At 68.1% G+C, this 22,356-nt stretch carries 19 protein-coding genes and 1 tRNA gene; 10 read left to right on the top strand and 10 right to left on the bottom strand.

The features are described from left to right. Positions 1-17: 17 nt before the first annotated feature. Positions 18-1,115 carry an AraC family transcriptional regulator gene (locus JW792_RS02960; protein ID WP_135994155.1) on the top strand — a complete coding sequence of 366 codons (1,098 nt, stop codon included), beginning with the start codon at positions 18-20 and terminating at the stop codon, positions 1,113-1,115. A 184-nt stretch (positions 1,116-1,299) separates the two neighbouring features. Here JW792_RS02960 and JW792_RS02955 read toward each other — a convergent pair. Further along, positions 1,300-1,375: transfer RNA gene (locus JW792_RS02955), tRNA-Lys, on the bottom strand. 146 nt (positions 1,376-1,521) lie between these two features. Between JW792_RS02955 and JW792_RS02950 the strand changes: the two genes are divergently transcribed. Both JW792_RS02950 and JW792_RS02945 read left to right on the top strand, forming a co-directional pair. Next, positions 1,522-2,130 carry a hypothetical protein gene (locus JW792_RS02950; protein ID WP_135994156.1) on the top strand — a complete coding sequence of 203 codons (609 nt, stop codon included), beginning with the start codon at positions 1,522-1,524 and terminating at the stop codon, positions 2,128-2,130. 351 nt (positions 2,131-2,481) lie between these two features. After that, positions 2,482-3,273, top strand: coding sequence for a hypothetical protein (locus tag JW792_RS02945; RefSeq protein ID WP_135994157.1), 792 nt, complete (start codon positions 2,482-2,484; stop codon positions 3,271-3,273). Between the two features lie 37 nt (positions 3,274-3,310). Here JW792_RS02945 and tgt read toward each other — a convergent pair whose 3' ends face one another. Further along, positions 3,311-4,444, bottom strand: coding sequence for a tRNA guanosine(34) transglycosylase Tgt (tgt, locus tag JW792_RS02940; RefSeq protein ID WP_135994158.1), 1,134 nt, complete (start codon positions 4,442-4,444; stop codon positions 3,311-3,313). 92 nt (positions 4,445-4,536) lie between these two features. After that, the gene (locus JW792_RS02935) at positions 4,537-5,580 is read right to left on the bottom strand and encodes a DUF4932 domain-containing protein (RefSeq protein WP_135994159.1); all 1,044 of its coding nucleotides are present in this window, start codon (positions 5,578-5,580) and stop codon (positions 4,537-4,539) included. A gap of 115 nt (positions 5,581-5,695) precedes the next feature. On the opposite strand from JW792_RS02935, the gene JW792_RS02930 reads away from it, so the two are divergent. From JW792_RS02930 to JW792_RS02915, 4 genes are read left to right on the top strand one after another with little or no spacing between them, the layout of a single operon-like run. Beyond that, positions 5,696-7,240, top strand: a complete 1,545-nt coding sequence (locus JW792_RS02930) for an acyl-CoA carboxylase subunit beta (RefSeq protein WP_135994160.1) — start codon at positions 5,696-5,698, stop codon at positions 7,238-7,240. 55 nt (positions 7,241-7,295) lie between these two features. Then, positions 7,296-7,844 (top strand): hypothetical protein, encoded by a 549-nt coding sequence (locus JW792_RS02925; protein ID WP_135994161.1) that lies wholly within the window; start codon positions 7,296-7,298, stop codon positions 7,842-7,844. Next, positions 7,841-11,974 (top strand): VWA domain-containing protein, encoded by a 4,134-nt coding sequence (locus JW792_RS02920; RefSeq protein ID WP_135994162.1) that lies wholly within the window; start codon positions 7,841-7,843, stop codon positions 11,972-11,974. Before JW792_RS02925 ends, JW792_RS02920 begins: the two co-directional genes overlap by 4 nt. After that, positions 11,971-12,951 carry a hypothetical protein gene (locus tag JW792_RS02915; RefSeq protein ID WP_135994163.1) on the top strand — a complete coding sequence of 327 codons (981 nt, stop codon included), beginning with the start codon at positions 11,971-11,973 and terminating at the stop codon, positions 12,949-12,951. Before JW792_RS02920 ends, JW792_RS02915 begins: the two co-directional genes overlap by 4 nt. Here JW792_RS02915 and queA read toward each other — a convergent pair. Then, entirely contained in the window at positions 12,948-14,012 is a 1,065-nt protein-coding gene (gene queA, locus JW792_RS02910; RefSeq protein WP_135994164.1) for a tRNA preQ1(34) S-adenosylmethionine ribosyltransferase-isomerase QueA, read from the bottom strand. The genes JW792_RS02915 and queA overlap by 4 nt on opposite strands. 66 nt (positions 14,013-14,078) lie before the next feature. Between queA and JW792_RS02905 the strand changes: the two genes are divergently transcribed. After that, positions 14,079-14,807 carry an SDR family NAD(P)-dependent oxidoreductase gene (locus JW792_RS02905; RefSeq protein ID WP_135994165.1) on the top strand — a complete coding sequence of 243 codons (729 nt, stop codon included), beginning with the start codon at positions 14,079-14,081 and terminating at the stop codon, positions 14,805-14,807. 100 nt (positions 14,808-14,907) lie between these two features. On the opposite strand, the gene JW792_RS02900 is transcribed toward JW792_RS02905, so the two are convergent. Genes JW792_RS02900 through gyrA form a run of 5 tightly spaced genes read right to left on the bottom strand, consistent with a single transcriptional unit; the run spans position 14,908 to position 20,218 of the window. Continuing rightward, positions 14,908-15,369: a peptidylprolyl isomerase gene (locus JW792_RS02900; protein ID WP_420871263.1), complete on the bottom strand. Its 462-nt coding sequence runs from the start codon at positions 15,367-15,369 to the stop codon at positions 14,908-14,910. After that, positions 15,370-16,353 (bottom strand): peptidylprolyl isomerase, encoded by a 984-nt coding sequence (locus JW792_RS02895; protein ID WP_135994167.1) that lies wholly within the window; start codon positions 16,351-16,353, stop codon positions 15,370-15,372. Continuing rightward, positions 16,350-16,844, bottom strand: coding sequence for a pantetheine-phosphate adenylyltransferase (gene coaD / locus JW792_RS02890; protein ID WP_135994168.1), 495 nt, complete (start codon positions 16,842-16,844; stop codon positions 16,350-16,352). The genes JW792_RS02895 and coaD overlap by 4 nt, the downstream gene beginning before the upstream one ends. Before the next feature lie 12 nt (positions 16,845-16,856). Continuing rightward, positions 16,857-17,471: a LysE family translocator gene (locus JW792_RS02885; RefSeq protein WP_135994169.1), complete on the bottom strand. Its 615-nt coding sequence runs from the start codon at positions 17,469-17,471 to the stop codon at positions 16,857-16,859. Between the two features lie 5 nt (positions 17,472-17,476). After that, a complete protein-coding gene (gyrA, locus tag JW792_RS02880) occupies positions 17,477-20,218 on the bottom strand; it encodes a DNA gyrase subunit A (protein WP_135995215.1) in 2,742 nt (913 codons plus the stop codon). Positions 20,219-20,521: 303 nt separating this feature from the next. On the opposite strand from gyrA, the gene JW792_RS02875 reads away from it, so the two are divergent. Further along, a complete protein-coding gene (locus JW792_RS02875; protein ID WP_135994170.1) occupies positions 20,522-21,199 on the top strand; it encodes a superoxide dismutase family protein in 678 nt (225 codons plus the stop codon). A 109-nt stretch (positions 21,200-21,308) separates the two neighbouring features. Here JW792_RS02875 and JW792_RS17175 read toward each other — a convergent pair whose 3' ends face one another. Beyond that, positions 21,309-21,848 carry a hypothetical protein gene (locus JW792_RS17175; RefSeq protein WP_206340889.1) on the bottom strand — a complete coding sequence of 180 codons (540 nt, stop codon included), beginning with the start codon at positions 21,846-21,848 and terminating at the stop codon, positions 21,309-21,311. Here JW792_RS17175 and JW792_RS17170 point away from each other — a divergent pair. Further along, positions 21,818-22,330 carry a Kelch repeat-containing protein gene (locus JW792_RS17170; RefSeq protein WP_420871256.1) on the top strand — a complete coding sequence of 171 codons (513 nt, stop codon included), beginning with the start codon at positions 21,818-21,820 and terminating at the stop codon, positions 22,328-22,330. The two genes, JW792_RS17175 and JW792_RS17170, sit on opposite strands and share 31 nt — an antisense overlap. Positions 22,331-22,356 lie beyond the last annotated feature (26 nt).

Raw genomic sequence — 22,356 nt, 5'->3', positions numbered from 1 at the left:
TAGCTGGAGCGCTCTCGATGGACGCGGCCGGAACGGTCGATCTGATGCTACGCGGCGCGGCGGCGGGGGTGAGTCTCATCCTCGCCGCCACGCTCGTTCCGCTTGCGCGGCGCTCGCTGAGTGCCCTCTTCGGAACCTTGTTCGCGCTTGGCGCAATGGCCTATTCCATCGCGAGTTCGGCCCTCGTCGCCGACCAGCTTCCCGCGCTCGCCGCGGCGCTGAAGCCCCTCGCGATGATGACCGGCGTGTTCTTCTGGTGGTTCGCGCTGGCGCTGTTCTGCGACGCGCGGCGCTGGCGCGCCTCGCGGCTGATCCCGCTCGCGATCGTGTCGGCGGCTTGTGCCGCAATCCTGGTCTTCCCCTCCCCGGCGCTCGATCGCGCGACGATCGTGCTGCACGAGCTCGTCAATGCCGCGCTGATGATCCACGTCATCGTCATCATCGCCGGCGGGCACCAGGACGATCTCGTCCAGCCGCGGCGCAAGTTCCGCACGATATGGGTGGGCGCGATCGCGCTCACCGTGCTGAGCGTAGCGGTCGCGGAATTGTGGAAGCTGTTTGCTGATCTGCCCTCCTCGATGCACCTCGTGGAGTCGATGGCGATCCTGGTCGTCGCATGCGGCATCGCCGCCTGGTCGATCGGTGCCAAATCGGAATTCTTCCCCGAGGAACGCTCCGCGAGCACCGGTACCGGCACACTGGCTCCGACTACCGGCATCGGCACGGTTCTCGAGGCGCAGGATCGCCATCTTGCCTTGCGTCTGCGCACGGCGATGGACCAGGGTGCGTGGCGAACTCCAGGCCTCACGGTCGCCGGACTCGCCGAACGCCTGGGCACACAGGAGCACCGCCTGCGCGCGGTCATCAACCAGGGGCTCGGCTATCGCAATTTTGCAGCCTTCCTGAACGAGTACCGCATCGGGGCGGCCAAGACCGCACTCGCCGATCCGGCGGCATCGCGTCGGCAGATCCTGCAGATCGCCCTCGATCTTGGCTACGGCTCGATCGCGCCCTTCAACCGGGCCTTTCGAGAGATGACCGGAATGACGCCGAGCGAGTATCGGCGCGCCGCCCTCAAAGCCGTCGATATCCCCGCCGAGGCAGCCGCGGAGTAGTGCGTCCCGCATGCCCGGCCCGAATCGTGGGCGCGGAACATACCGGCACTATTCCGGGGCGCTCCGGGACACTCCGGGACTATTCCGGGACGAATATGCCCTTTTGTGCCTTCTTCGTTCTTGGCAGAAAAATGCCCCCGCGATGGAACGCGGGGGCTATTTTTTGTTTTCCTTGGAGAAATGGTGGTGAGCCGACAGGGATTCGAACCCTGGACCTACTGATTAAAAGTCAGTTGCTCTACCGACTGAGCTATCGGCTCCCCGTCAAGGAGGCGCGGAACCTATCGGCGGCTTCCGGCCGGGTCAAGGCGGGAATGCAAGAGATTGTGCACCGCGAAAGAACCGGCCCGCGCATGGACATATGAATGACGCTTGTTCGCCACAATCAAGGGGTTATCCTGCCGGAATGATCACGCTCCCGCGACTTTGCCTGACCGCCGCCATCGCCTCGCTCGCCCTGGCCGGGTGCGCGAGCAAGGACTCCGATTCGGTCGACCTCGTCGGCACCACGCGGGCTGCCGGCAGCGATGCGATCGGGCTGCCACGCGACCGGCCGGGCCAGATCATGGTGGACGAGGGCGACGACACGGTGCCCACGCCCTATGGCGGGATCGGTTCGCCGCGCACGTGCTCCACCGTGGCCCGGGACATTGCCCGCCTGACCGCCGTGATCGGCCCGGATCAGGAATACCAGCCACGCAGCGAAGAAGAGCGCGAGGAGCGTTCGCTCTGGGACCGCGGCCAGGATCTCATGACGGCCGATCGCGCGGAGGGCGCGGCGCTGGATGCCTATCACTCCGCGATCGTCGGCCTGAACCCAGTCCGGCCGGTCATCCGCTTCATCGGCGGTGCCGGCGAGATCGAGAGTGCCGCGCGACAGCAGCGCACGATGGCGCTCAAGCGCCGGGCCTATCTGCGCGGCCTCTATGACGGCTTCGGATGCGAGCGCAGCCACCTGATCAGCGTGTTCGAGGAATACGGCCTGACCTCCGCGGCAGAGCCCGATTCCCCCTAGGGTCGTCTGCCGGGGCCGCCGCTCCGATACCTGCACCCGGAAATCGTCGCACAGCCAGCGCCGGGCACCGGGGAACCGGACGCATCCCGACTTCGCCGATCTCGGCGGGACGGTCGAGCTGGAGGCCGCGCACGTCACCGGCGTTGACGAGCGCGAGCGCGCCATCCGGGTGAACTGCGTGCTCGTCGAGGAGGGGGGCGGCCCGGTCTCGGACAACTAGGAGGATCATTCTTCCACGAAGTGACAGGCGGGCCGGACCTCCAGCGGCCCGCCCGCCTGTCATCGCGGCAGCGCGATGGGAACCGGGCCACCCTCACGCCGTTGAACGGGCAAGCTGTCAGGAGACCGACGATGAATCCTACCCTGCTCCCCGCCCTCGCCGCGGCCCTGGCCGCCAGCCCCGCCGCGCTCGCCCAGCTGCCGCCGGAACTCGCCGACGAGACCCGCGATGCCGAGCTCGCTCCCCTGCACGATCCGAGGGTCGGCGCAGAGGTGCGTACCCCTGCCGGCGATCTCGTGGGCCGCGTCTCCCGGCTCGAATTCGAGACCGCGGCGCGTTCCGTCGTGAAGGGCTATCTGGTCGATGTGACCGATCTGACCGGGCGCGAGCCGTTCCAGCTCTACGTCTCCGACGAGGATGCGGTGTGGACCGACCTTGCCGGAACGCCCGTCCTGCAGCTCTCGATGACGATGAACGATCTGGAAGAGGTTCCGGACTTCTCGCAAACACGTCCGGCGGCGTTTCAGTTCGACGACCGCTGGACCGGCGATGTCGCGGTGGAGGAGGATCCCTTGCTGGACAGCCCCGACGCCGCATCCGCCCGCGTCACCGGCGAGCCGCAGACGCTCTACGGGCCCGGCGAGCTGACCGCGCAGATCGAGTGGGACACCGGATTCCAGGCCGACGAACTGACGCGCAACGAATGGGGCGACATGACGGCCTTCACGCCGCAGATCGAGCCGTTCGGCGTCGTCACCGAGGTGCGTTCGCAAGACGGCGATCCGGCACGGCTCGTCGTCCAGACCCTGCCCGACTACTACGATCTCGGCGTCCTGCTCGTTTTCGACATCGCCGATATCGAGGCGGTGTCGCAGAGCGACAGCGCGCTTTGCATCGATCCCGCCAAGGGACGCGAAGCCTGAGCGAGGCCAGTCGCCGAAGACCTCGAAGCCGGGCGGATCACTCCGCCCGGCTCTTGCGTCCCTCGGCCCAGCGGTCGTTGAAATCGCGCCGGAAGCTGTCGAACTCGCCTTTCGCGATCGCCGCGCGCATGCGCGCCATCAGATGCTCGTAATAGGCCACGTTGTGCCAGGACAGCAGCATGGCGGCGAGATACTCGCCCGCGCGCACCAGATGATGGAGATAGGCCTTCGAATAGTCGCGGCTTGCCGGACAGTCGATGGCCGGATCGAGCGGGTCTGAGTCCTCGGCGAATTGCGCGTTCTTCAGGTTCACCGGTCCGTAGTCCGACCAGGCCTGGCCGTGCCGTCCCGAACGGGTCGGCATGACGCAGTCGAACATGTCGATCCCGCGCGCTACCGCCTCGACGAGATCGATCGGCTTGCCGACGCCCATCAGATAGCGCGGCCGCTCATGCGGCAGTTCGGGCACGGTGTAGTTGAGCACCTCGCACATCGTCTCGAACCCCTCCCCGACCGCCAGCCCGCCGACCGCATAGCCGTCGAAGCCGGTCTCCACGAGCCCCTGCGCGGAGCGCTGCCTCAGATCCTCGAAGGTCGAGCCCTGCACGATGCCGAACAGGTTCTGCGCCTCCCTGTCGCCGAAGGCCTCCTTGGAGCGCTTCGCCCAGCGCAGGGACAGCTCCATCGAGCTTTCCGCCTCCTGCCTCGGGCAGGGAAAGGGCGTGCACTCGTCGAGCTGCATGGAGATGTCGGCGCCCAGAAGGTCGGCCTGGATCTCGATCGAGCGCTCCGGGGTCAGCTTGTGGCTCGTCCCGTCGATATGGCTTTTGAAGGTGACACCCTCTTCCTCCATCTTCCTCAGCTGGGCCAGCGACCAGACCTGGAAGCCGCCGGAATCGGTAAGGATCGGCCCGTCCCAGCGCATGAAGCGATGCAGGCCTCCAAGCCGCTGCACACGCTCTGCGCCCGGGCGCAGCATGAGGTGATAGGTATTGCCCAGGATGATGTCGGCGCCGGCCTGCCTGACCTGTTCGGGATAGAGCGCCTTCACCGTCGCGGCCGTGCCGACCGGCATGAAGGCGGGCGTGCGGATGGCCCCGCGCGGCGTGACCAGCTGGCCGGTGCGCGCCTTCCCGTCGACAGCGGCGATTTCAAAGAGGAAAGCAGACATGGGGCGCGCGTTGCAGCAAAGGTGCGCCTTCTTAAAGCCGTGTTCGCAAGCGGCTCAAGGCGCGAATTCACACCATGCATGAGGCGGGCAGCTCACGGCGCGACGCCGGGTCGGTCTGCCATGGCGATTACCACCGCTTCCCCGTCCATCCCGCTACGATAAAGCGACAGCGCGCGCCGCGCGAAGGGCTGAAACCGGATGAAGCCGCGATTGTCGACCATGTAGGACACGACCAGCGCTTCGAGACGCTCGTAATCGGCCGGTCCAAGCTGGTCGGCAGCGTACATGAGAAAGACCGCCCAAGTCATATACTCGTTGAACTGAAGCTCGGCAGAGGGATAGGCCCCGGCGCCTCGTTCATCGGCCCAGAACGCGATGTCGCCGAAGCTTGCCTGCACATTGCCGAGGTGCCGCGCGGTCACCGGATTGACGTAGGAGTGGTCGAGTTCGGTGAAGATCTGAACCGAGGCCAGAACCCGCTCGTAATCGCCGAGCGCTCCGGCCGCCTCGCCGGAGGGAGGGCCGAGCCAGATGCGTGTTTGCGGCTCGTTCAGCGTGGTCCAGTTCAGCCCGCCGATGAGAGGCGAGACGATCACTTCGATCGCGCCAGGCCGCTCGGAAAAATTGTCATGCAACCAGGTGGTCATGGCCGCCGTGTCGATCTGACTTGCCATGGCTTGTGCGCCGGCCGCGTAAACCGCACGGGACGCCGCGTAGAAATCCCGAAATCCGCTCTCGCGCGCAAAGTGCTCGATAAGCTCGAGATTGTTACGGAAGAGGTCGCCTTCCCGGTCGCCCCAGAGGGAGCCGGACGAATCCGTTTCGATGAGTTCACCGGACTCGCCGAATGCGAAATCCGCCGCGTTTCCGGCCAGCCGGGGCAGGTTGAACTCGGCGCCCAGAGCATCGAACAGGGGATGGTCGCGGTATGCGCCGAAATGAGCCTCCACCGATTCGAAATACGCGCCTTCGCGGTCGAGCGTTGCGCCGTCGCGATCCAGCGGGCTTATCGCCGCGACGACCATGGCCAGCTCCACCGGCTCCGGCAGGCCGATCCGGACCGCCTCCTCCTGTCGGCGAGCGCCTTCAGCAGCGGGAGTGAGCGCGATCAGTATGGCGAGAAGAAAAGCGCGCATGGAACCGTTCTTTCAAATTTCAGAGGCGTGAAGCAGGTTAGACTGCGCCGCATCGACCAGGTAACGCGGCGCAGGCCAGGACCCATCGGCACGCCGCCGGCCACCGGGAGTCAAGATGAGCTGGAAAGACGAAATCGAGCAGTTGCGCAAGCGTCAGGCGCTGGCGCGCGGCATGGGCGGACAGGAGAAGCTCAAGCGCCAGCGCGATGCGGGCCGGCTGAACGTGCGCGAGCGCCTGGATCTCCTGCTCGACGGGAACAGCTTCGCCGAGGTCGGCTCGATCACTGGCCGGGCCGAGTATGACGCGGAAGGAAACCTCGTCGGCTTCATCCCGGCCAACTGCATTTTCGGGCGCGGCAGGATCGACGGGCGCACCATCGCGGTCGTCGCCGACGATTTCACCGTGCGCGGCGGCGCGGCCGATGCGGCGATCATCGAAAAACAGATCCAGGCCGAGAAGATGGCCGGCGAGCTGCGCCTGCCGCTGATCCGCCTGATCGAGGGCACCGGCGGCGGCGGTTCGGTGAAATCCATCCTCGACATGGGCGCGACCTACGTGCCCTTCAATCCGGGCTGGGACGAGGTGGTGGCCAATCTCGAACGCGTGCCCGTGGTCTCCCTTCTTCTGGGTCCCGTCGCCGGGCTCGGCGCGGCGCGCGCGGTGTCGAGCCACTACTCGGTGATGGTGAAGGGCACGAGCCAGATGTTCGTCGCCGGCCCGCCGGTGGTGGCCGGCATCGGGGAAGACGTCACCAAGGAGGAACTCGGCGGGGCCGATATCCAGCTCGCCGCAGGAGCCGTGGATGATGCCTATGCCAGCGAAGCCGACGCCATGGCGGCGGCGAAATGGTTTCTCTCCTACCTGCCGAACTCGGCGCACGACCTGCCGGAGCGACGCGAGACCGGCGACGATCCGGCGAGGCGCGATGTCGCGCTCACCGACATCGTCCCGCGCGACAAGCGCTATGCCTACGACATGCACGCCATCCTTCGAAGCGTCGTGGACACGGGCACGCTGTTCGAGATGGGACGCAATTTCGGCCAGTCGGTGATCACCGCCTTCGCCCGGCTCGACGGCTGGCCGGTCGCGGTGCTCGCCAGCAATCCGAAAATCTATGGCGGGGGCTGGACGGCGGAGGCCGCACAGAAGGTCACCCGCTTCGTCGATCTCGCCGAGACCTTCCGCCTGCCGGTCGTCCATCTCGTCGACATTCCCGGCTTCGTCATCGGCACGCGCGCCGAGCGCGCCGGCACGATCCGCCATGGCGCGCGGGCGCTCTCGGCGATCTACCAGGCGAGCGTCCCGTGGTGCACGATCGTCGTGAGGAAGGCCTTCGGCGTCGCCGGCGCCGCGATGATGGATCACACGCGGTACCGCTATCGCTATGCCTGGCCCTCGGGCGACTGGGGCTCGCTGCCGCTGGAAGGCGGGGTGGAAGCCGCCTTCAAGGCGGCCCTCGCCGGCTCGGACGATCCGGCGAGGATGAAAGCCGAACTGAATGCGCAGATGAAGGCCTTCTCCAGCCCCTTCAAGACCGCCGAGCGCTTCTGGGTGGAGGAGATCATCGACCCGGCCGAGACGCGCGGAAAGCTGACCGAGTTCGCGAACCTCGCCGCGCCTCTGCGCGGGCGGACGAAGCCGCCGCGCTACCGGCCTTGATGGAGACTTGCCCGGGTGCAGGTTTCTGTTAACCATATCCCCGATGGGGGATGGAATGGCCCAAGCGCCCGAGGACCCGACACCGCAACGCCCCCGCACCCGGCGAAACCGGCTGATCGTGCTCGCAGCCGGCATTCTTGCCACACTCCTTCTCCTCGCCTTCCTCCTCTGGTGGTTTGCCCTGCGCGATGTGCGCGGGGACGTCTGGGCGGAAACCACGGTGCCTCTGGACCCGGACTGCGCGGGAACGCCCGCCTGCCAGACCGCGATGATCATGCCGTCCGGCCACAATAACCGCGACGGGCAGGCGCCGATCGAGTTCCAGTACGACCCCGCCGTCGACACCCCGATCGCGCAATGGGGCGACTGCCTGCATACCCTCTTCGTGTGCATCGAGGCGGAAATTCCGGCCGATGCACAGGACGATGCGCGGGCGGCCGGGGTGCGCGCGTGCATGGCCGAGGCGCAGACATGTCCCGATGCCTGCCGCGCGCGCTTTGCCGCTCGCACCCAGGGCGCCGGTTTCGCCCGCGTCGAGCAGATCTTCTTCGAGGACTTCGTCGATCCGGGCGGGTGGTGCGTGCCGCGGGAGGCCGACCAATGAGATCCCTGAGGCTGATGCAGGCCGCAGCGGTCGCGCTCGCATTCGTCGGCGCCACCGGCTGGGACACCAAGGAGGTGCACCCCATGCCCTGGCTATCCGTGTACGGATGCTCACAGGGCAATACGCGCACCACGCTCAGCGACGGAGCGAGCTGCGAGGAGAACGAGCACGAATGGCTCGCCAACCGGGCCCTGAGCCTGCTCGTGCCGTCCGGTCACTGGACGATCAACTCGCCGACCGAGCTCTACGTCGTCGATCTCAATGCCAGCCTGTTCTTCCCCGAGCGGATGCGCGACAGCCCGGAACCGGTCCAGCCGCGGTCGGGAGGCGACAGTCGCCGCAGCGCCCCGTATGGCCGCCCGCTGGAGGAACGCGATCTCGTCAACCCGCCCCACTGGGCCGGCCTGCCGGACTGGAGCTACACGGTCTACGACTGGATCAACAAGAACCAGCTCTGCCCCTCTCGCCCGGCCGGCAATGCGCTCAACGAATATTGCCACGTCTTCGCGGCCTGGCACGGGGGCGGGTTCAACGCGTCCCATTTCGGCTCCCAGGCCAGCGCGAACTACATGAGCCTGCATTCCACGGCGATGAGCATCGCGCGGCGCGCCAGGGCCATGCACGAGGCCGCCCAGGGTGACGAGGCAACGCTCCAGGCCCATCGCGACGCGATCCGCGAAGCCGAGCTGATGGCGCTCATCTTCGAGGGAGCGGGGCAGCATTTCCTCCAGGACCGCTGGTCGAGCGGGCACATGTGGGAGCGCTGGAACGGGCCGGATTACTGGTTCAACGCCTATGAGGACGAGATGGGCTCGGCGATCTCGACCGGCATGATATCGGGCATCATCCACGGCTGGGAATCCATCACGCCCGGCCGGATCTGGCCGCGACCGCTCTCCTCGCCTGTCATAAACACCACGCTGGGCATACCCAGTTCGGTCACGCCGGCGCAGTGGCGCTTCGGTCCCACCGGCGATCTGGAGAGCGGAGTAGGCGACTATCGCGCCCGCGACATGTTCGACGGCGAGTTCGGCGGCAACTACGTGATGGCGCGCTACTGGGATTTCGACATCGACACGCGCATCCAGGCAGAGACCTTCATGGCCTGCTCGGCCGGGGGCTTTCGAGAGGTCATCGAGGGGTTCGGCCGTTCGCCCGGCGGGGGCTGGGGCATCGACAATGTCGGCCTGTCGGGTTTTGCGCAGGAGGGTCTCCAGCCTCACTGCCTGACGCCCTGGGCGACGAACTGGTCCATCCGCCAGGCCTGGGTCGTGATCAGCGAAGGGGCCAACATCGCCCAAACCGAGCTCCTGCCCATCGTGACGCGTCTCGTCGCCAAATGGCAGGTCGACGGATGGGACGCCGGGCTCGAGCCGCAGAACCTGCCCCTCGAGCACGCCTCGCTGGTGCGCATCTCCGCGCGCATTCACTGGCGCGCCAAGTTCGATCCCGACGGCACCGACCTGGCCCGCGGCGGGCTGGGTGCGTATGGCGACGCGCTGCCCGGCCAGAACTATCCCAGCGCCCGATATCTCGAACCGGCCAACATCACCGACCTTGCCCGAACCCGCCGCGATCCTCAGGGCAAGGACGCGGAGACCGTTTTCGGCTTCTTCAACCGCGCCAATGCCGATTACTTCTGCAACGAGGCGGCGCATTATCTGGAGGAATGGCGCGATGTGGCCGATCGGTCCGATCCCGAGCGGGCCGCCTGCCTGGTCCTCGCGCAGCGGCTCTATGACAGCGTCGACCCGAGCTATCCCGAGGACCGGCGGGCCTACCAGAGCGTTGCGTTCGCCGACGACACGCGCAGGGCCCGCCCGTTGTGCGCCATCGCCCCGGGCGCGACCTGGCCGCCGCGATCGGGCGAACGCGACGCCGCGCCCGCGAGCCTGCACCCGGGCTATGTCCGCTACGATTTCGGGTCCGGCAGGGCCCGCCGGTTCGAGGCCGAGCCCTGGCGCTACGCCGCCGAGCCGGTCGCGAACTGGTGCGACCGGGTCCCGGTGATCGATCTCGTCCGGGACCCCGACGAGCCCGACCTCGCCATCAGCGTGGAGCATCCGCGCGACGAGATCACCCTCACCGGGCTCAATTTCGGCCCGTCGGCGGGGACGCTTCGGCTCGGCCAGACGCCGGACCGCGCCGTGGAGATCGCCGACATTCGCTCCTGGCGCGACACCGAGATCCGGTTTTCGATCCTCGACGTGCTCGACAGGCTCGAGTTCAACGACGAGAACGAAATCCATCTCTTCATCGAGCGCCTTCCCCTGGGCGACAGCGATGCCGCGGTGGCGAGCGTGGGACGCTTCGTTCTGCGCCGCGAGTTCGAGCCGCCCCGCGTCTCGCGCGTCGATGTCGCCGGCGGTGGCGAGACCTTCTATGCCTGGCAGGCCCCGCCCGAACCCGAGGACCTGGAGGGCGAGGAAATCGATCCGCTCGACATCTATGCCGAGGCCGGCGGGGATGCGGAACCGGCCGCCGCCCTGCCCTTCAAGCCCGTCCCGCCGGATACCGAACTCACCATCGAGATCGGGTTTTCCGCCGCCATGGAGGCCGCAGGCGAAGGCGAGAGCTTCCGCCTCGGCGATCGCACGATCGAGGGGCGCTGGATCGACGCCAGCACCTGGCGCGGCACGCTGACCGTTCCCGGCCGCGAGGCCGGATACGGCGAGATGCGCGGGCCTGCGGAGCTCTTCATCCAGGCGCGCTCGCGCGAAGGTCTGCTGAGCGATTCCGACATCAGCACGGCCACCCCCGATCCCGATACCGACCATCGCTTCCTGTTCGATCTCGTCCCTGTCTACCTGCAGGAGATCGAGGTGCGCGCGCGCGGCCAGCGCGTCTACGCCGCGAGCTGGAGCGGCGGCCCCGACTACGAGGCAGCCGAGAACCTGACGCGCGAGGGGCTGGGGAACCCGGAACGCGGGCTCTCGGTGCGGACCGCCCGCGCCGCACCGGACGAGGCGGAAGGCGAAATTCGCCTGGTTTTCTCCGGTCAGCTGGAGCAGGCCCCGGTGGTGTCGCTCGGCGGGGCGCCCGTCCAGATGGAAGGCGAGGCCGAACGCTGGCGCGGCACGTTCCGCTTCGAAGCCGCAACGCCGGATGCCAGCGGCGATCTCCTCGTCGAGGTTCGCGCGCCCGATGCCGACGGACGCAATCTCGATGCCGACCCTCGCACCGCCGCCGTCATCGCACCGGTCGACGACTGGTCGGGCGGGCGCTACTGGCAGGGCTACGAGGACCGGCGCGGCGGATCGACGAGCGCCAATGGCGGCCCCGATCTCTGGCACAAGGTCGGCGAGGCGCCCGACCTCTCTCTCATCGTCATCCTGGACGCGTCCGGCTCGATGAACGAGCAGAACCGCATGGCCAATGCCCGCGAGGGAATCCAGTCCACCTTCGCCAACATACCGCAGGATCGCTCGATCGAGATGGCCGGCGTCGTGTTCTACGATTGCGGCCGCTTCGATACCCGGGCCTTCACGCGGGACCTGGCCTCGATCCGTGAATTCCTCCTGAACGCCAACCCGTCGGGCGGGATCCCGCTCGCCGACGCGCACGGACGCGCCCGTGCCATGCTGGGCTCGCAAGCCGATCCGCGATCTCTCCGCTGGGACTTCGCGACCTTTACCGACGGTCTGGAGACCTGCGACGGCGATGTCGCCGGCGCCGCGCGCCGGCTGCAACGCCTCATCGGCGATCACCAGGCGCCCGAGGAGGTCGGCGAGGCGCCGCCCGAGCCCGAACCGCCAGCCCCGCCGATCGATTGCCGACCGGACAGCTGGCGCGGCTATCAGGTGCGCACCGAACCGGAGATCGCGCTCGTCGAGCACACCTATCTCGAGCGCGCCCTGCCCGGAGGACGGTGCATCGCGCGCCATGAGCAAGCGCTGCGCTATGTCCATTTCGGCTCGGCGCGCAATGACGGGGTGATACGAACGGGCTGGGGCATCAACTCCAATGTCAGCGAGCGCGATGTGACTCTGGGCACGAGCGCACAGGGTCAGGCCTCGATCGATCGCGCCCGCCGAAACGCCCAGGCAGCGCGCAGCACGCTGGTTTCCCTCGACCAGGCGCGCCGGCAGATCGGCGAGGCGGTCGCGCGCGAACTGGGAGACTCGCCATGATCGCACGTGCCCTGGCCTGCGTGCTGGCCTCGCTGATGCTGGTGGCCTGCGGCGGCGAACGCCGGGGCGCGCTCGTGCCCAACGAGATTGCGACGATCCGGCTCGACGAGGCCGGCGAGACCGTGCTGCGTTTCGAGGTGGACCGTCCGGCGCTCGCCGCGTTCGACCTGTTCGCCGCGCCCGATGCGATCGGAGCCGTGACGTCCGAAATCCGGCCCGACGCACCCGAAGGCGAGGCGATCGACACGCGCCTGACGGCCCTGGCCCCGGGCCGCTACCGGCTCGCCCTGGCTTCCGAGGGTGCGGGTCCGTCGGAAATCCAGGCGAGATTGCGCCTCGAACCGCCGCTGGATGCGTTCGAACCGAACGACAGCCCCGAAACCGCAGCGCCGGTCGCACTTCCCTTTCGCGCCGTCATCCAGCTCGCGAACGCGGAGCCGGACTGGTTCGAAATCCGACCCGACGCCGGAACGGTCGTCGGGATTCGCCTCGTCCACTCCGCCGGCAACTATCGAGGGCCGATCATCGAGGTACGCGGCGAGACCGGCGAAGTCCTGTTCCGGTCGGCCGACGAACCCTGGGGCTGGGGCGCGATGCGCTACGTCGAGGCGACCGGCGGGGTGATGCATGTCGGCGTCTGGGAGAGCTGGACCTTCAATCCCGGCGATCCCCGATCGCTCAAGGGCATCGAAATCGTCACCTATGCCGACGCGCCCTACCCGGCCGGGACGTTCGTGACGCTCGGTCTCGGTGAGGACGAGACCGCCTTCACCCAGCTCGCCCTGGCCGGCCGCGCAGCCGGTCTGACAGTGGCGCGGACCGAGGAGGCCGACGCGATCGCACGCGAATTCGCGGGCGCGATTGGACGCGGGCGTCCTGCCCGCGACTGGCTCTGGGCCGGCCTCGCGCTCACGCTCGCCTTCGCAATCGGCAGCGGGATCGGCTGGATCCTGCGTGCCCGGCACGCCCGGCGCTAGGCCCGCCAGATCAGGCTAGAATCCCCGTAGGAAAAGAACCGGTATCCGCTCTCGATCGCGTGCGCGTAGGCGCGCTGCATCGTGTCGAGCCCGGCAAGGGCGCTCACCAGCATGAACAGCGTCGACCTGGGCAGGTGGAAATTGGTCATCAGCGCGTCGGTGACGCGGAAGCGATAGCCCGGCGTGATGAAGATCGCGGTGTCCGCCGACCCTGCCTCGATCCGGCCATCGGACGCCGCGGCGCTTTCCAGCGTGCGCAGCGAGGTCGTGCCCACAGGGATGATCCGGCCTCCGGCGGCGCGCGCGGCGTTGATCGCCGCGGCGGCTGCGTCGGAGATTTCGTACCACTCGGCGTGCATCTTGTGCCCGGCGACGTTCTCGGTCTTCACCGGAAGGAAGGTGCCCGCCCCGACATGAAGCGTGACCCAGGTCTTCTTCACCCCGCGCGCATCGAGCGCAGCCATGAGGCGGTCGGTGAAATGCAGTCCCGCGGTCGGCGCGGCGACCGAGCCGGACTTTTCCGGGTCGGCATAGATGGTCTGGTAGTCGGTGAGGTCTGCCGCGTCCGGCGCACGCTTCGATGCGATATAGGGCGGCAGAGGCGGAGCGCCGGCGGCCACGATGGCGCGGTCGAGCTCGATACCGGAGCGATCGAATTCGAGCGCGATCTCCCCGCCCTCTCCCTTGCCGGTCACGCGTGCGGAGAGCCCGCCGGTGAAGGTCAGCGTGTCTTTCTCTTTCAGCCGCTTGGCCGGACGGGCGAAGGCGCGCCAGGCGTTCTCCGTCTCGCGCTTGTGCAGATTGATTTCGATCCTCGCCTCACCGCCGCCGCCGACGGCGCGAGCCGGGCGCACGCCCTCGAGCGCGGCGGGGATCACCTTCGTGTCGTTGAACACCAGGAGATCGCCGGGCTGCAGCAGGCCGGGCAGGTCGACCACGCCGTGGTCGGACAGCGTGCCGTCGGAGGCGACCTGCAACAGCTTCGCGGCGTCGCGCGGGCGGACGGGCCGTAGGGCGATGCGGTCCTCGGGCAGAACGAAATCGAAATCGGAGAGTTTCATGGGAGCGGGATGTAGCGACAGGCTCGATCCCCGGCAATGCTTGCCAGCTGAGCGGAGAGACCCTTCATGACCGAGAAGAAGGCGGCGATCATCATCGGTGCGGGCCCGGGGCTCGGTGCCTCGCTGTGCCGGGGCTTCGCAAAGGACGGTTATGCCGTCTGCGCGGTGCGCCGCACAAAGGAGAAGCTCGAGCCCCTCGTCGCCGAGATCGAGGCCGGGGACGGCGAGGCGCACGCCTTCGGCGCCGACGCAGCCGACGAGGCGGCCGTCGAGGACCTGTTCACCCGCGTGGAGCAAGAGGTCGGCCCGGTCGATCTCGTCGTGTTCAACGCGAACGGCTTCAGGAAGAAGTCCGTCCTCGAAACGACGGCGCAGGACTTCCGTTCGACCTGGGAGAATGCCGCCTTCGCCGGTTTCCTCGCCGGCCGCGCGGCCGCCCGGCGCATGATCGAACGCGAGCGCGGGACGATCCTCTATACCGGCGCCACGGCCTCCACGCGCGGCGGGTCCGGCTTCGCCGCCTTCGCCAGCGCCAAGTTCGCCCTGAAAGCCACCGCGCAGGCGCTCGCACGCGAGCTGGGCCCGAAGGGCATCCACGTCGCCCATGTCGTGGTCGACGGCGTCATCGCCACGCCCGCGACGCGCGAATGGATCGACGACGCGGAGACCAAGGAGGACGAGGACGAGCTGCTCGATACCGACGCCATCGCGCAGGCCTACCGCCACCTCGCCCGCCAGCATCGCTCGGCCTGGACGTTCGAGCTGGATCTGCGGCCCTGGACGGAGGAGTGGTGAGACACCGATGTCCTCCCCAGCATGGGGGGACATCGCAGCTGCAGGATCCGAGCCCCAAACAGGAACCCCGGCGTCTCCGTCGGGGTTTTCCGTGCCGGGATCAGGCCTCGACCACCTCGGCCTTGATGATCTTGCCGGGCTTGCGGGGCGGTTCGCCCTTTGGCAGGGCGTCGACATGCTCCATGCCGGACTCCACCTCGCCCCAGACGGTATACTGCTCGTCGAGATAGGGCACGGCGTCCAGGCAGATGAAGAACTGGCAATCGGCCGAGTTCGGATCCATCGTGCGGGCCATCGACATCGTGCCGCGCACGTGTTTCTCCTTCGAGAATTCGGCCGGGATCTTCTTGCCCGTGCCGCCCGTGCCAGTGCCCTTCGGGCAGCCGCCCTGGGCCACGAAGCCGTCGATCACGCGGTGGAAGGTGAGCCCGTCATAGAAGCCCTGCTCGGCGAGTTCGCAGATCCGGTCGACGTGCCTGGGCGCGAGATCGGGGCGCAGCCTGATGGTGACGTCGCCGCCCTCCAGGGTGAAAACGAGTTTCTTTTCGGTATCGGCCAAGATTTACTCCGTGGGCTCGGTGATGCGGACCGGAATCTCGATCTCGCAGATATCGGGCAGCTCGCCGCCATGGGCTTCAGCGACCGCGTCGAGATAGGCGGCGAAGGCGTCCGACGAGGTGTCCATGACCTCGATGGTGAGTCGCTCGTCCTCGGGCAGCGCGCTAGCCACCGTCATCGAGCGGATGAAGTCGGGCTCGAAATAGGGATCGTCGGCCAGGCTGCCAACCGGCAGGGCCTGCACGATGTCCATACCGGCGCGGGTATACCCCCACACCGAATACTGCGCGTTCAGGTGACTTGCATCGCCGGTGACGATGTAGAACTGGCCGCGGGCGGAGTTCGGGTCGTTGGTGCGCGCCATCGCGGCCGCGCCGGGACAATGCAGCAGCCAGCTTTCCACGGTGCCCGACTGGCTGATGGCGGCCTGTGCAATGGGCTGGGTGCCGGCAGGAATGCCGTTCCAGAAGCCCGCCATGGCGCGCGTCGCGCCGCGGTCGGGATTGATCACGCGCTGCTGCAGCTCGGTGATCTCCATGTCCGCGCCCCGCTGGATGGTGAACTCGGCCTCGAGCGGCGGCTTGTCGGGCGCCTCGTTGGGATTGTCGAGCGCGCCGCCGCCCTGGGCCATGAAGTCGTCGATCACGCGGTGCCAGACCTTCATGCGATAATAGCCCTCGCCGGCGAGGGTCTTCATCCGCTCGACGTGATCGGGCGCGAATTCCGGCGCGAGTTCGACATAGATCGGTCCGCGCCCCGTCGCGATGACGAGCAGGCGGTCCGGGTCCACCCTGCGCCAGTCCTGCGGGCTCGCCGCGGCGATCGCTTCCGCGCCGGGGACCGCCTCCGGTCCGGGGGCCGGTTCCTGGACTTCTGTGTCCGCGAGGGTCGCGGTCTCGGTTTCGCCGGCCTCCTCGGCGCAGGCCGTTGCCGACAGGGCGAGGACCGCGGCGAGCGCGGTCAGGGAGCGGGAAAGCGGACGCATCATCTCTTGAACTTCTCCAGCAGGCGGTCCCGCACCAGCGGCGGGACGAACGGGTCGATACTGCCGCCGAGCTTGGCGATTTCCTTGACCAGGCGCGAGGCGACGGCCTGATGGCGCGGATCGGCCATCAGGAACACGGTCTCGATCTCGGCGTTGAGGCGCTGGTTCATGCCGACCATCTGGAACTCGTACTCGAAGTCGGAGACCGCCCTGAGGCCGCGGATGATCGCCTCGGCGCCGACCTCCTCGGCGAAATGCATCAGGAGACCCTCGAAGGGGCGCACCTCGATCTCGGCATCGCGGCGGACCTGGTTGGCCAGTTCGCGCGCCATGTCGACGCGCTCCTCCAGCGTGAAGAGCGGGCCTTTCCCTTCGTTGATCGCGACGCCGATGATCAGCTTGTCGAACAGCTTCACGGCCCGCCCGATGATGTCGAGATGGCCGTTGGTCAGCGGATCGAACGTGCCCGGATAGAGCGCGATGCGGTCCTTCATGGACACTCCCCTTCAGTTCGCGCGGCGCAGGGCGAGCCAGGCGGCCGCGGCGAGCATCATGCCGCCCGAGGCCTTCTGCGCGGCGCGATGCAGCGCGTAGCGGTCTAGCACGCCTTTCGCCGATCCCGCCAGCAACGCCCAAAGCGAATCGAGCACGATCGCGATCACAAGGAACATCGCACCGAGAAGGGCCAGTTGCGGCCCGGCCGGCCGGGCGGGATCGACGAAGAGCGGCAGGAAGGCGGCATGGAAGGCGAGCGTCTTCGGGTTGGCGAGCGCGGTGATCGCCCCGGTCGCGAACAGCCGGCGGGCGGAGAGCGGCACCGCGTCGCGATCGGGAGGCGGTGCCGTCAGGGCCCGCAGGCCGAGAAAGGCAAGATAGGCGATGCCCGCCCACTTGATGATGGCCAGCGTCCAGCCGAAGGCGGAGACCAGCGCCGCGAGGCCGAAAACCACGAGGGCGATCTGCAGCCCCTGGGCCAGCGTCATGCCGAGCACCACGGTGAGCGCCGCCATCCGGCCTCGGGCCGCGCCAGTCGCCAGGATCACCGCGACATTGGGACCGGGCATCGCTATCAGCGCCGCGGACGCGGCGGCAAAGCCCAGCAATGTCGCGGTGTCGACCATGAACGCTACAGCCCGCCGCCCTCGGGCGGGGTTCCGCCATCGCCTTCCGGCATGACTTCGGGCTCGCCGTCGTCATCCTCGTCGCTCTCGGCGATACGCACGACCGAGACGACCTTCTCCTCCTCGGCCAGCCGGATCAGGCGCACGCCGCGCGTGGCCCGTCCTGCGATTCGCACCGTCTCGACCGGGAAGCGGATGAGCTGGCCGCCGTCGGTGACCGCCATGACGGTGTCGCCGTCTTCGACGGGGAAGCAGGCCGCGAGTTCGTCGACCTTGCTCATGTCGTGGGCCGCCACGCCCTGCCCGCCCCGGCCGATGACGCGGTAGTCATAGGCGCTGGAACGCTTGCCGAGTCCGTCCTGGGCCACGGTGAGCACGAATTCCTCAGCCGCGCCGAGTTCGGCGATGCGTTCCGCGGAGATGGCAACGTCCTCGCCCTCTTCCAGGTCCTCGCTCGAAGGCTCGGGCAGGTCCTCCTCACCATTGGCCGCGCGGCGCATGGCGTTGGCGTGCTTCAGATAGGCACGCGCCTCGTCCGGCGTCACGTCGACATGGTTCAGGATCGCCATGGAGATGAGGCGGTCGCCATCCTTCAGCCTGATGCCGCGCACGCCCGTGGACGAGCGCCCCGCGAACACCCGCACGTCGGAAACGGCGAAGCGGATCGCCTTGCCCTTGGCCGAGACCAGCAGCACGTCCTGGTTCTCGTTGCACAGTCGCACGTCGAGAATGCGCGAGCCCTCGTCGAGCTTCATCGCGATCTTGCCGTTGCGGTTGACCTGCACGAAGTCGGACAGCTTGTTGCGCCGCACCGTGCCCTCGGTGGTGGCGAACATCACGTCGTAATTGCCCCACTCCTCCTCGTCCTCGGGCAGGGCCATGACCGAGGTCACCCAGGAACCCTCCGCGATCGCGGGCAGGATGTTCGTGAGATACTTGCCGCGGGTATTCGGAGCGCCCGAGGGCAGGCGCCAGGTCTTGGTCTTGTAGACCATGCCGTCGGAGGTAAAGAACAGGAGCGGCGCGTGCGTGGAGGCCACGAACAGCGTCGCGACGAAATCCTCCTCCTTCATCGCCATGCCGGCCCGGCCGCGCCCGCCGCGGTGCTGGGCCCGGTAGAGGCTCAGCGGCGTGCGCTTGACGTAGCCGCCATGGGTCAGCGTGACGACCATGTCCTCGCGCGGGATGAGGTCCTCGTCCTCCATCTCGAGATCGCCCTCGACGATGGCGCTGCGGCGCGGCACGCCGAATTGCTCCTTCGCCTCGGCAAGTTCGCCGCGGATGATCTCGACGATGCGGCGCGGGCTTTTCAGGATGTCCAGGAGATCGGCGATCTGCTCGGCGAGTTTTTTCGCCTCGTCGCCGATCTCGTCGCGCCCGAGCGCGGTCAGCCGGTTCAGCCGCAGGTCCAGGATCGCCTTGGCCTGTTCCTCGGTCAGGCGGATCTCGCCGTCGCGGATCACGCTGCGCGGATCGGCGACGAGCTCGACCAGGGAGGCCACGTCGGCCGCCGGCCAGCGGCGTTCACGCAGCTGCTCGCGCGCGGCCTGGGGATCGGGAGCGGCGCGGATCAGGCGAATGATCTCGTCGATATTGGCTACCGCAACGGCAAGGCCGACCAGGACATGGGCGCGATCGCGGGCCTTCTTCAGGTCGAACTTCGCGCGCCTTGCCGTGACTTCCTTCCTGAAGGCGATGAAGGTCTGCAGGAAGGTCTTCAGGCTCGCCTGCTGCGGCTTGCCGCCGATGAGGGCGAGCATGTTCATGCCGAAGGACGACTGCAGCGGGCTCCAGCGATAGAGCTGGTTCAGGATGACGTCGGCATTGGCATCCTTCCTCAGCTCGATCACGACGCGCATGCCCGAGCGGTCGGATTCGTCGCGCAGGTCGGAGATGCCCTCGATGCGCTTCTCGCGCACCAGGTCGGCGATCTTCTCCACCATCGACGCCTTGTTCACCTGGTAGGGGATCTCGTGCACGATGATCGCCATGCGATCCTTGCGGATCTCCTCCACCGTGCACTTGCCGCGCACGATGACCGAGCCGCGCCCCTCCATCAGGCCCTTGCGGGCGCCGGAACGGCCGATGATCTCGCCCCCGGTCGGGAAGTCCGGCGCGGGCACGATCTCGACGAGCTCGGCATCGGTGATGTCGGGATTGTCGAGCAGGGCCACCGTCGCGTCGACAACCTCGTTGAGGTTGTGCGGCGGGATGTTGGTCGCCATGCCCACGGCGATGCCGCCCGCTCCGTTCACCAGCAGGTTCGGGAACTTGGCCGGCAGGACGACCGGCTCCTTTTCCGAGGCGTCGTAGTTGTCCTGGAAATCGACCGTTTCCTTGTCGATATCGGCCAGCAGCGCCTCGGCCGGCTTGTCCATGCGGATTTCGGTGTAACGCATGGCCGCCGGCGGATCGCCGTCGACCGAGCCGAAATTGCCCTGGCCGTCGAGCAGGGTCAGGCCCATGGAGAAGTCCTGGGCCATGCGCGCCAGGGCATCGTAGACCGCCTGGTCGCCGTGCGGGTGGTATTTACCGATCACGTCGCCGACGACGCGCGCCGACTTGCGGTAGGGTTTGTCGCTCGTATAGCCCTGCTCGTGCATCGACCAGAGAATGCGCCGGTGCACGGGCTTAAGCCCGTCGCGCGCATCGGGGATGGCGCGGCTCACGATCACGCTCATCGCGTAATCGAGATAGGAGCGGCGCATCTCCTCCTCGATGGTGACCGAGGGCCCTTCCGGGCGCATGGGCTCGGGACTGTCCAGAGCCGGATCTTCGGGCGGGGTATCGCTCAAGCCGGATATCCTCAGAAGTATCTGTTCAAGGCGTGAAACGCCGCGGCTCCCGAAGCGGTCCCGGGGCGCTCGCCCGGCCGGTCGGAATCGCGACAGGAATTTGACGCAAACGGTCTACCAAGCCCGGCGCCATGCGGCAAACGGCGGGTGCGGTAACGGGGAGAACAAGGGGTTGGCCCGTACCCCTCGCAACCGCATGCCCGCGTGCTACGTTTCGCCCACGAGACCCGATCCGATTCCACGAGGAGACGCGCCATGACGAGGTTCACGCTTTCCGCCTTCACCGCGATCACCCTTCTGGGCGCGAGCGCCTGCGGCCAGGCGCCGGAGGCCGAGGAACAGGGCGCCGCGCCCGGCGGTGACATCGCCCAGGAGCGCACGGAGGAGACTGTCGAGGCCCTGGAGGAGGCCGACGAGATCGCCGGCACGCCGGCCGAAGGCGAAATGAGCGAACCGCGTGCCGGATCGGCCATCGGCACGATCCTCGACAACGAGATGAACGAGGTCGGCACGCTGACGCTGACGCAAGGCCCGCAAGGCGTGCTCCTGCGTATCGAGGCCGACGGGCTGGCTGAAGCTGCCTGGAACAGCTGGCACGGCGCGCACCTGCACGAAACCGGCGACTGCTCGGCGTCGGACTTCACCTCGGCGGGCAGCCACATCAACACGCTCGGCAACGAACACGGCCTCCTGAACCCGAACGGTCCGGACAATGCCGACATGCCCAATCTCTGGGTCCATGAGGGCGGCGTGCTGCGCGCGGAAGTCTACACGACCCACGTCAGCATCGACGGCCAGACGAATGCGCCCGCTTTGCTGGACGCGGACGGGTCGGCGCTCATCGTGCACACCAATGCGGACGACCAGCGTTCCCAGCCGATCGGCGGGGCGGGTGCGCGCATCCTGTGCGCCGTGATCGAGCCGGGGCAGTAGGACGCTTACCGTCTTGTCACTGGAAATCACGAAGGGGCCCGGTCCATCATGGCCGGGCCCGTTTCATGACCGGAGGGTCCCCATGACCGGATCGACACGCCGCGATTTCTCACTCGCCACGCTGGCGCTCGCCGCCGCGTCCCTGCTGCCGTCCGCGGCGCGTGCGGGCCAGGCCCCGTCTCCCGCCGGCTGGAGCCGCGCGCCGGACCTTCCGATCCGGGTGCAGGAAATCTATCCGGCCGTGATGGGCGGGCGGATCTACGTGACCGGCGGGCTGTCGCCGGACATGGCGCCGGAGCAGCTCAACATCTCCGACCGGGTCTTCTCCTGGGCGCCGGGAGAGGCCTCGTGGCGCGAGGAGCCGCGCCTGCCCCTGCCGATTCACCACCCCTATGGCCTCGAACGCGAGGGCAAGCTGTTCGCCATCGGCGGCTTCACCGCGCGCGAGGGCGGGCGCTGGTCGATGAGCGAGGTGGTTCATCTCCTCGATCCGCAAACCGGCGGCTGGCGCTTCGGCCCGCAAATGCCCCAGCCGCTCGCCGAAACGGTCGCGATCAATCACGAGGGCACGATCCATCTCGTCACCGGGCGACGCCCTTCCGGCTTTCAGAACACCGAATGGCCGCACCATTCCGACATCAACGCCCATCTCGCGCTCAGCCCCGGCAGCGATGCCTGGGTGACGTTGCCTCCTGCCCCGACGGCGCGCAATTCCGCCGCCGGCGCGGCGGTGGACGGGCGCTGGCACGTGATCGGCGGGCGTACGGTTTCCGGCGGCAACACGCCGGTGCACGAAGTCTACGACTTCGCCGCCAACCGCTGGGAGACCCTCGCCCCCTGCCCGCACCGGAAGCGGGACCGCGCGGGGCGGGCGGGCTCGCCGCCGCGGCGCTCGGCGGCACGGTGTACGTCTTTGGCGGAGAATGGTTCGACGCCGCGGGCGGCGGGGTCTATTCCCAGGTCTGGGCCTATGACGGGGCCGAGGACCGCTGGCGCGAAGCCACCCGCATGCCCACCCCGCGCCACGGCCTCGGCGCCCTCACGCTCGGCGATGCGATCTACACCATCGGCGGCGCGGCGCAGGCCGGCGGCAGCGAGACGACCGCGTCGGTGGAGGTGTTCCGGCCGTAGGGCGGACCGCCGCGCGCGGCGACGGG

The organism is Marinicauda algicola, from assembly GCF_017161425.1.
Taxonomy (GTDB): Bacteria; Pseudomonadota; Alphaproteobacteria; order Caulobacterales; family Maricaulaceae; genus Marinicauda; species Marinicauda algicola.
This window is presented reverse-complemented; position numbering and strand designations above follow the sequence as displayed.